Genomic DNA, 10647 nt, shown 5'->3' with positions numbered 1-10647 from the left:
TCTACTGACTTAGTGAAAGATGAAAAAATTGATACTGTTTTTACAAAAAAATACGAATTAAAAACACCACTTACATTAACTAATGGAGAGTTGAATTATAATATGAAATGGTTTTATGGACCAAGTGATTATAATTTATTAAGTAGTGATAAATACGCAGCAACAGATTTAGATGAAATTGCAGATTTAGGTTGGGGAATCTTTGGTTTTTTAAACAGAACTGTATTTTATCCTGTATTTAATTTGTTAAAAGGATTTTTATCAAACTACGGATTAATTATTATTTTGATGACTATTGTTGTACGTATAATCATGTCTCCTTTAGTCTACAAATCTTACGTATCTAGTGCAAAAATGAAGGTGATAAGACCAGAATTGACTGCATTAAATGAAAAATATCCTGGAAAAGAAAATGCCATGAAGCGTCAGCAAGAAACCATGGCTATTCAACGAAAAGCTGGTGTAAGTATGCTATCTGGTTGTATCCCTGCATTGTTACAAATGCCTGTTTTCTTTGCTTTGTTTAAGTTCTTCCCAACAAATTTAGCTTTAAGACAAGAAAGTTTTTTATGGGCTCCAGATTTATCATCATATGATATTATTTTTAATCTCCCTTTTAACATTCCTTTTTATGGAGATCATGTAAGTTTATTCCCAATTTTAGCTTCTGTAGCAATTTTCTTCTATATGAAAATGAACCAAAGTCAGCAAGCCAATATGCAAGCACCTACTCAAGAAGGTATGCCAGATATGAGCAAAATGATGAAATACATGATTTATTTTTCTCCTATTATGATGTTATTTTTCTTTAACAATTATGCAAGTTCATTAAGTTTGTATTACTTTATATCTAACTTATTAACCATAACCATTATGTTAGTGATTAAGAATTATGTAATTGATGAGGATAAAATTCATGCACAAATTGAAGAGAATAAAAAACGACCTGAAAAAGCAAAAAGCAAATTCAGACAACGAATTGATGCTGCTATGAAACAAGCTCAAGAACAACAAGCAAAACAAAAGAAATAAAAGGCACAAAGCCTATTAATAAATCATAAAACCCAAAGCATTCTGTTTTGGGTTTTTTTGATGCATTTTATCACCTAAACTATACCTAGCAAATTGTATTTTTGCACTATAAAATTTTCGAAGATATGCAATCAAATCCCACATTTACACTTTCTGAAGAAGAAATGAGAGCTTATGGTTATAAAGTAGTTGACACTATTGTAAATCACTTTAAAAATCAACACAAAAAAGATCCTGTTTTTAATGCAAGCAGACAAGAAATGGATTCTTTATTTTTAGAACAAGCACCAGAAGAAGGTAAAGACAGTAAAGAAGTGTTGGATTTTGTAATTGAAAATGTTTTAGAAGCTACAGATATTTTATCTCACCCAAAATCTTACTCTTTTGTTCCAGGCCCAAGTAACTATATTAGTGCAATGTCAGACACTTTAGCCACAGGTTTTAATATTTTTTCTGGTGGATGGGTAAATGCACCAGCAGCTGCTGAATTAGAAATTGTTACCATTAATTGGCTTTTAAAATTGTTTAAATTTCCTACAAAAAAAGGAGGAGGAATTTTTACAAGTGGTGGGTCTATGGCAAATTTAACAGCTTTAGTAACTGCTCGAAGACAAAAATGTGGAGATGATTTCTCTAAAGCTGTCATTTATTTAACAGATCAAACCCATTCTTCTAACATTAAAGCCATTAGAACTATTGGTTTTCGCAAAGAGCAAATTCGAATTATACCCACTGATATTGAGTTTAAAGTTTCTTTAAACAAACTTAAAAATGCCATAGCAAAAGATAAATTAGAAGGCTTACAACCTTTTTGTTTAATTGGTACAGCTGGTGCTACAAATACAGGAACTGTTGATCCACTAGTAGAAATGAGTAAAATTTGTAAGCAAGAAAATATATGGTTTCACATCGACGCTGCTTACGGAGGTGCTGCTATTTTGGCAAAAAACGGACATCAATTGTTAAAAGGAATTCAAAAAGCAGATTCGATAACTGTAGACCCTCATAAATGGTTTTTTCAACCTTATGAAATGGGTTGTTTGTTAGTGAGAAATCATAAATGGTTGAGTAAAACATTTACTGAAAAACCAGAATATTTAAGAGATATTGAAGGAAATACTTCTGAAATAAATTTCTACGATCATGGTATTCAATTAACACGACGTTTTAGAGCGTTAAAATTTTACATGTCTATTAAAACCTTTGGCTTGCAATCTTTTAGAGAAGCTATTGATTATTCAATTGAACTTGCAGAAAAAACAGAAACCTTTTTACGAAAAAGTGCCAATTGGGAAATTGTTTCACCTGCTACTTTAGGCATTATTAACTTTAGATACAACCCAATCGTAAAAAATCTCTCAGAAAAAGCTTTAGACGATTTAAATCAGAAAATTTCTCAAGAAATTATCAATTCAAAAGAAGCCATGTTGGTTACCACAGTTTTACAAAAACAAATTGTTTTACGAATGTGTTTGATAAACCCAAGAACAACTTTTGATGATGTACAACAAACTTTAGAAAAGTGTGAAACTTTTGGTAGAAAATTAATGGAATAATTTACCTACGTTATAAAATAATTTTCACTCATTTTCAATACTTAGTATACATTAAACTTTGTTATAAAAATCTGATGGAATATTTTTATTCTCTTTGTTTTTATATAAATTATAGCTAAAATGTTGATGAATTGAAAATGCCCCTGTTTCACCTTTCTTATTAACAGCTATATAACCCACTTGAAAGTTTTTAAAATCTTTACCTGGTTTGTTTACAATTCTACCTATTGCTTCTTCACAAGCTTCTTGGGGCGATTTTCCTTGACGCATTAATTCCACAATTAAAAAACTCCCCACTGTTTTTAAAACTTCCTCTCCTAAACCTGTTGCAGATGCACCACCAACTTCATTATCAACAAAAAGTCCACCTCCTATAATAGGCGAATCGCCTACTCTACCAGGCATTTTATAAGCCAAACCACTTGTAGTACAAGCACCAGAAATATTCCCTTTTTTATCGATAGCTAACATGCCAATAGTATCGTGATTTTCTATATTGATAATCGGTTTATATTCCGATTTTTCTTTCCATTTTTTCCAAGCTTTTTTAGCAGCTTCTGTTAATAAGTTTTCTCTTTCAAAACCTTTAGAAACAGCAAAATTTTCTGCTCCTTCACCAACAAGCATTACATGAGGGGTATCTTCCATTACTTTTCTAGCCACAGAAATTACATGCTTTATGTTTTTTACGCCTAAAACAGCTCCATAATCTCCTTTTTCATTCATAATGCAAGCATCTAAAGTAACCTCTCCATCACGATCTGGTAAACCTCCTTTACCAACAGATTGTCCTTTTTCATTAGCTTCTTCAATTCTGCAACCTTGTTCTACAGCATCTAAAGCGTTGCCCCCTTTTTCTAAAACAGCAGCTGCAGTTTCTACAGCTAAATCTGTTTTCCAAGTAGCGATAACTAAAGGTTTTATATATTTTGAGGTTACAGCAATTTCATTTTTAATTTCTTGATTTTCATCGACACTTAAAAAGGTGGATGAAGCTGTTACCAAACCTAAACCTGTAACAGATGCTTTTTTTATGAAGTGTCTTCTTTTCATGTATTTAAAGTTATAAGAGAAAAATGATATTAAACCTTTCTTTTCTTGTTTAAACTTAAAGGTTTTGCTGCTTTTTTTGTTGGTGTTCCATACAAATCATAATCGCCTGCATCATGAATTGTGATGTCTACGAATTCACCAATTTTAATATAGTGTTCTCTGGCATCAACCAAAACATCGTTATCTACATCTGGTGAATCGTATTCTGTTCTTCCGTAGAAAAACTCTCCATCTTTTCTATCAAATAAACAACGAAAGGTTTTGCCTATTTTTTGTTGATTTAACTCCCATGAAATTTGAGATTGCACCTCCATAATTTCATTTACTCTTTTAAATTTTACTTCAGCAGGCACATCATCCTCTAAAACATAAGCCCCTGTGTTTTCTTCATGAGAATACTCAAAAGCTCCCAAACGTTCAAAACGCATTTCTTCTACCCAATCTTTTAATTCTTGAAACATTTCTTCGGTTTCTCCTGGGTAACCCACAATTAACGTGGTTCTTATTGCCATTTCTGGAACAACTTCTCTAAACTTGTGAATTAATGCGGTTGTTTTTTCGTGTGTTGTACCTCTTTTCATCGATTTTAACAACTCAGAATTAATATGTTGCAAAGGAATATCTAAATAATTACAAACTTTAGGTTCGCGTTTCATCACCTCTAAAACATCCATAGGAAAACCCGTTGGAAAAGCATAATGCATTCTAATCCATTCAATACCCTCTACTTTAGCCAAAGCCTCTAATAACTGCGCTAAAGCGCGTTTTTTGTAAATATCTAAGCCATAATAGGTTAAGTCTTGAGCAATTAACATAATTTCTTTAATACCGTTTGCAGCTAATTTTTCTGCTTCAGTAACAATATCTTCAATAGGTGTAGATTTGTGTTTGCCACGCATTAAAGGAATTGCACAAAAAGAACAAGGCCTATCACAACCTTCTGCAATTTTTAAATACGCATAATGTTTTGGTGTAGTTGTTAAACGCTCTCCAATTAATTCGTGTTTATAATCTGCTTCTAACGCTTGTAATAAATTTGGCAAATCGTGTGTACCAAAATATTGATCTACATTCGTGATTTCTTTTTCTAAATCTGGTTTATAACGTTCGCTTAAACAGCCAGAAACAAAAACTTTATCGATTTCTCCTGCTTCTTTTCTTTGTGCATAATGCAAAATCGTATCTATGGATTCTTCTTTTGCTTTACCAATAAAGCCACAAGTATTAATAACTACAATATTGCCATCATCATTTTCATCTTCATGAACCACATTTTTACCATTGGCTTTTAATTGCCCCATTAACACCTCACTATCGTAAATGTTTTTTGAGCAACCTAGAGTAACTACATTAATCTTATTTTTTTTGATGGATTTTGTACGCATGTTAAAAGCTTTTAGCTATTGGCAAGTAATAAATATAATTTTTGTTTCGTTTTTTAAAACGAGTGCAAAAATACTGCTTTAATATCATTTAAAAACTTTCTTATTGATAGTTTTCTGGCATTTTTCTAGCCTTTGTTAACTGCTCAAAAGCATAACCTATTTCTAATAGTTTTCTTTCAGAAAGCGGTTTACCAACAAATGTTAAGCTTATGGGTTCACCCGAATTTTTATAGCCCATAGGCACCGTTAATGTTGGGTGTAATGCCACTGCAGCTATGCCAGAATGATAATTATTGATGGATAAGATAGCATCTAAGTTTTGATTTTGTAATGCTTGTAAATACTTTTCTCCTTCACTTTTTAAGTTACTTTTTACAAGCTCAAGTTGTTCTAAAGTGGTTGTATCTTTTACGATACCATCAAATAATTGTTGGCCATAAGGTGCTCTTAGTAAAGAATCCTTTTTATTGAAATCTACCACGCTTTTAACGTTCTTAATGAAAATAGATTTATCAGCTTGCTCAGATAAATATTTAGGCAAATCGTGTTTCATATCAATATTTAACAAAGTAACAAAACCATTAAAAGAAATTTTAGGAGGTGTAATTTCTATGATTTCTGCTCCGCCTTTTTTAAGTTTTTCAACATTAGCTGCATAGATAGAATCGGATAATAAAGATTTGATAGCACCTAATTTTATACCTTTCAATTGACTTCTAAATCCGTTTTTAGTATGGCTTGTATTAATTTTCTTAGAGGCTGTATCATTTTCATCAAAACCTAACATGGCATCCATAAAAATGGCATTATCAATCACAGATTTTGTCATTGGTCCTGGAGTATCTAAGGTTGATGAAATGGGCACAATTCCAGTTCTACTTAAAACCCCAATTGTTGGTTTTAAACCTACCACAGAATTTAAACTAGAAGGCGATGTTATTGAACCCGCAGTTTCTGTACCTACAGCAGCTACTGCAAAATTTGCTGCAACTGTTACTCCACTTCCTGCAGAGCTTCCTCCTGTCTCAAACTCTCCTCTTCCATAAGGATTTAAAGTTTGTCCACCTACAGCTGAATATCCTAAAGGACAACCAGAACAGAAAAAATAAGCCCATTCACTTAAGTTTACCTTACCTAAAATCAAGGCACCATTTTCTTTTAATTTTTCCACAATAAAAGCATCGTTTTTAGTGTAATTTCTTTGCAAAGCTAGTGCTCCTGCAGTAGTTGGCATTTCTTTAGTGTTGATGTTATCTTTTAATAAAATTGGCATTCCAAATATGGAAGAATCAGAAACTTTGTTTTTGTTTTTATCTTTTGCTCTAGCTTCATTTAAAACATTAGGATTTAAAGCGATGATAGCATTTAATGATTTTGTAGAATCGCTTTCAAACTTTCTAATTCTATACAAATAAAATAAGGTAAGTTTTTCGTATGTTAATTTACCTTCTTTAACATTTTTTTGTAATGTAGGTATGTTTTGCTCTAAAATTAAAGGTTTTAAGGCTTGATACTCATCTTCTGAAAAATAAGCTAAATCTTCTTGAAAAGGTTCAAAAACCGAATTCATATCTAAAACTTTAGATTGAAAAAGTTTAAATTGCATTCTTTTTTTAGGATGATTCTGCTGTTCTGCTAATTCAGTTGTTTCGTCATATTTTTTAAAAATTACCTCTGGTTGTTTTTCTTTTGTTTTGCAAGAAAATAAGAATACAACTGAGCATAGTAGGCAAATAAATTTCTTCATGATAAATATTTTTATCAAATATACCATTTAAACCTTTTTATAAAAAATACAATTTGGTAACAAAGTTGATAAATCTTAATAATATTTCAACATTTCTTAACTTTAATTTGTATTATTAAAATTGAAATCTAGTTTAAATCAAACTAATGGAAAAAAATTTGTAATTAATAATGTGAGTTCGACTTGAAAAACGCTGTCTAGTGGATAGCTACTTTTTTATTATCTAAAACGAATGTCAATTCGATTGAAATGGAGAAATCTGAGTCTAAATTTGAGATTTCTGAACTACACTATGTTTCGTTCAAAATGACAACACTTTAATTTTCAAACAAATAAACCTCATTACCCCAGAGAAGTTAAATCGAACTCACGATAATAAGTAATAGTTTTACCTAAAAAAAAATCCAAAACTAATTTCGTTTTGGATTTTTTTTAATATTGAAGATTTTGAGCTTGCTATTTTAATTTCTTTTTAACAGCTATTTCTTTGTAAGCTTCGATTACATCGCCTTCTTGAATATCATTATAGTTTTTAATTTGTATACCACAATCATATCCTTTTGCAACTTCTCTAACATCATCTTTGAAACGTTTTAATGAACTCAACACACCATCGTGTACTACGATTCCGTCTCTAATAATTCGTATTTTAGAATCTCTATAGATTTTTCCAGACATCACCATACAACCTGCAATGTTACCCACTTTAGAAATTTTATAAACTTCTCTAATTTCTACATTACCTGTAATTTCTTCTTTCATTTCAGGAGACAACATTCCTTCCATGGCATCTTTCAAGTCATTGATGGCAGCATAGATAATAGAATAGGTTCTAATATCAACTTCTTCTCTGTCTGCAACTGCTCTTGCATTACCTTGTGGTCTTACATTAAACCCAACAATAATAGCATCTGAAGCTGTTGCTAATAACACATCACTTTCAGTAATTGCACCTACACCTTTATGTAAAATATTTACCTGAATTTCTTCTGTTGATAATTTTTGGAAAGAATCTGTTAAAGCTTCTACAGAACCATCTACATCTCCTTTTAAGATGATGTTTAATTCTTTAAAGTCACCTAAAGCAATTCTACGTCCAATTTCATCTAATGTTAATGTTTTCTGAGTTCTAACAGACTGCTCACGTTGTAATTGAGAACGTTTTGATGCAATTTGTTTTGCTTCTCTTTCATCTTCAAAAACATTAAACTTATCACCTGCCTGTGGTGCACCATCTAAACCTAATATTGAAACAGGAGTTGATGGACCAGCTTCTTTAACTTTTCTTCCTTTATCATCAAACATAGCTTTAACTTTACCACTATGTTTACCTGCTAAAATATAATCACCAATTTTTAGTGTTCCTGCTTGTACTAAAATTGTAGTTACATAACCTCTACCTTTATCTAAGAGTGCCTCTACAACTGTACCAACAGCATTTTTATCAGGATTTGCTTTTAATTCTAAAACTTCAGCTTCTAGTAAAACTTTTTCTAATAATTCATCAATTCCTTGACCTGTTTTTGCTGAAATATCTTGAGATTGTATATTACCTCCCCATTCTTCAATCAATAAATTCATTGAAGATAATTGTGTTTTTACATTATCTGGATTGGCATTAGGTTTATCAATCTTATTGATTGCGAAAATTATTGGAACTCCAGCAGCTTGTGCATGAGAAATAGCTTCTTTGGTTTGTGGCATAACATCATCATCTGCTGCAACCACAATAATCACTAAATCTGTTACTTGAGCACCTCTTGCACGCATTGCTGTAAAGGCTTCGTGACCTGGTGTATCTAAAAATGCTATTTTTTGATCGCCAACGTTTACTGAATATGCACCAATGTGTTGTGTAATTCCTCCACTTTCACCATCAACAATATTTGCATTTCTAATATAATCTAGTAGAGATGTTTTACCATGATCTACGTGCCCCATAACTGTAATAATTGGTGCGCGTAATTCTAGGTCTTCTGGTTTATCTTCTATTTCTTCAATAGATTCTTCTACTTCTGCACCAACAAACTCTACTTTATAATTAAATTCTTCTGCAACAATAACTAAGGTTTCAGCATCTAAACGCTGATTCATTGTTACCATCATTCCTAACATCATACAAGAAGAGATAATCTGAGTTACTGGCACCTCCATCATTGTAGCAACTTCACTTACAGTAACAAATTCTGTTACTTTTAAGATTTTATTATCTAATGCTTGTGCTTCTAATTCTGCTTCAGTTTGCTCTTTGTGAGCATCTCTTTTATTTCTACGATATTTAGCTCCTTTACCTTTAGAAGATTTTCCTTGCAGTTTCTCTAGAGTTTCTCTTACCTGCTTTTGGATTTCTGCTTCTGTTGGTTCTTCTTTTTTAACTGGAGTTCTTTGATTTCCTCTACCTCTAAAACCTGGTTTATTATTGCCTTGACCTCCTCTATTATTTCCTCTATTACTACTAGTTCCTGGTCTAGAATTGGCAGGTTTACTAATACGTTTACGCTTTTTCTTTGCGTCTGTATTGGAAGTTTTTTTAGGATCTGGCTTTTTCTTTTTAGGTCTTTCAAACTGTTTTAAATCAATTTTTTTACCTGTAAAATTAGGGCCATCTAACTTCTTATACTGTGTTTTAATAGCTTCAGCGTTTTCTGCAGTAACCTCTTCTGGTTTAGCATCTGCTTTAGAATTATCGCCTCTATTATCTTTTTTAACATCAACCTTAGAAGCTGCTTTTTCTATAGCTGATACTGACTTTTTAACTGGAGGTGTTTGTTGTTTTACAGTTTTAGTTTCTTCAACCACAGGCTCCTCTTGTTTTTTGGGAGCTGGCACTTCTTCTTTTGGTTCTTCTTTAACTTCAGCTACAGGTTTAACTTCAGCTACAGGTTCCTCCTTAGGTTTTTCAACTGTTTTTGGCTCCTCTTTTGATGGTTCAGGTTTTTTGCCTGCATTGTCAATATCTATTTTACCAACAGTTTTAAACGATAACTTATCTGCTTTGGCCTTAAGAACTTCTTCTTTCTTTGCTTCTTCTTTCTTTGCTTCTTCCGCTCTTTTTTTCTCTAATTTAGCTTCTAGTTCTAAACGAATTGCCTCTTTTTCTTTTCGCTTTTCTTCGCCAACTTCTTTAGATGCTGCTTTTTTATTTGCATCAGTTTCAAAGCCATCTTGAAGCACTGAATAGATTTCACTAGAAATTTTAGTAGTTGGTCTTGCTTCAATTTCATGACCATTCTTTGCTAAATATTCTACTGCTCTATCCAAAGAAATGTTTAATTCTCTTAGAACTTTGTTAAGCCTTATTGTTTTGCCTACAGACATATATTCTTTTTAACTTTATATTTGTAAAAATATAATTTTTACTTTATTTCTCTACTATATTATTCTTCGAATTCTTCTTTTAAAATTCTTTGAACATCTATAATGGTTTCTTCTTCTAAATCGGTTCTTTTTACCAATTCAGCTACACTTGTTTCAAGTACGCTTCTTGCTGTATCTAAACCAATTTTAGTAAACTCACTAATAATCCAACTTTCAATTTCATCAGTAAACTCGGTTAACTCTACATCTTCTTCTTCTAAACCTTCACGTTTAACATCAATTTCGTAGCCTGTTAACTCACTTGCTAAACGAATATTAACACCACCTCTACCAATTGCTTTTGATACTTCTTCTGGTCTTAATAAAACGCTAACCCTACCTTTTTTACCATTTTTTTCTTCTTCGTACATTTCAATTTCCATTGAAGTTACCTTTGCAGGACTTAATGCTCTTGAAATAAACAACTGTTCGTTTTTGGTGTAATTGATAACATCAATATTCTCGTTACCTAGCTCACGAACAATACCGTGAATTCTAGACCCTTTTACACCTACAC

At 31.8% G+C, this 10647-nt stretch carries 6 protein-coding genes and 1 pseudogene; 2 read left to right on the top strand and 5 right to left on the bottom strand.

The window, feature by feature from the left end; translation table 11 throughout:
• Both yidC and ACTG3V_RS14085 read left to right on the top strand, forming a co-directional pair.
• Nucleotides 1–1032: membrane protein insertase YidC (gene yidC, locus ACTG3V_RS14090; protein ID WP_439132811.1), on the top strand; the 1032-nt coding region annotated here is incomplete at its 5' end.
• A gap of 125 nt (nt 1033–1157) precedes the next feature.
• A complete protein-coding gene (locus ACTG3V_RS14085) occupies nt 1158–2588 on the top strand; it encodes a pyridoxal phosphate-dependent decarboxylase family protein (protein WP_439132810.1) in 1431 nt (476 codons plus the stop codon).
• Between the two features lie 51 nt (nt 2589–2639).
• Here the strand turns inward: ACTG3V_RS14085 and ACTG3V_RS14080 are convergent, their stop codons facing one another.
• The 5 genes and pseudogenes from ACTG3V_RS14080 to ACTG3V_RS14060 form a co-directional block, all read right to left on the bottom strand.
• Entirely contained in the window at nt 2640–3641 is a 1002-nt protein-coding gene (locus tag ACTG3V_RS14080; protein WP_439132809.1) for an isoaspartyl peptidase/L-asparaginase family protein, read from the bottom strand.
• Nucleotides 3642–3670: 29 nt separating this feature from the next.
• Complete coding sequence (gene rimO / locus ACTG3V_RS14075; protein ID WP_439132808.1) at nt 3671–5026, bottom strand: 30S ribosomal protein S12 methylthiotransferase RimO; 1356 nt, start codon at nt 5024–5026, stop codon at nt 3671–3673.
• A 100-nt stretch (nt 5027–5126) separates the two neighbouring features.
• Nucleotides 5127–6773, bottom strand: coding sequence for an amidase family protein (locus ACTG3V_RS14070; protein WP_439132807.1), 1647 nt, complete (start codon nt 6771–6773; stop codon nt 5127–5129).
• Nucleotides 6774–7229: 456 nt separating this feature from the next.
• Nucleotides 7230–10091, bottom strand: coding sequence for a translation initiation factor IF-2 (gene infB / locus ACTG3V_RS14065; RefSeq protein WP_439132806.1), 2862 nt, complete (start codon nt 10089–10091; stop codon nt 7230–7232).
• Between the two features lie 59 nt (nt 10092–10150).
• Nucleotides 10151–10647 (bottom strand): annotated as a pseudogene (locus ACTG3V_RS14060) (transcription termination factor NusA); the annotation flags it as partial.

This window comes from Polaribacter sp., assembly GCF_965660385.1.
Classification (GTDB): Bacteria; Bacteroidota; Bacteroidia; order Flavobacteriales; family Flavobacteriaceae; genus Polaribacter.
Note: the sequence above shows the minus strand (reverse complement) of the source record. Positions and strands in the feature narration are given on the sequence as shown.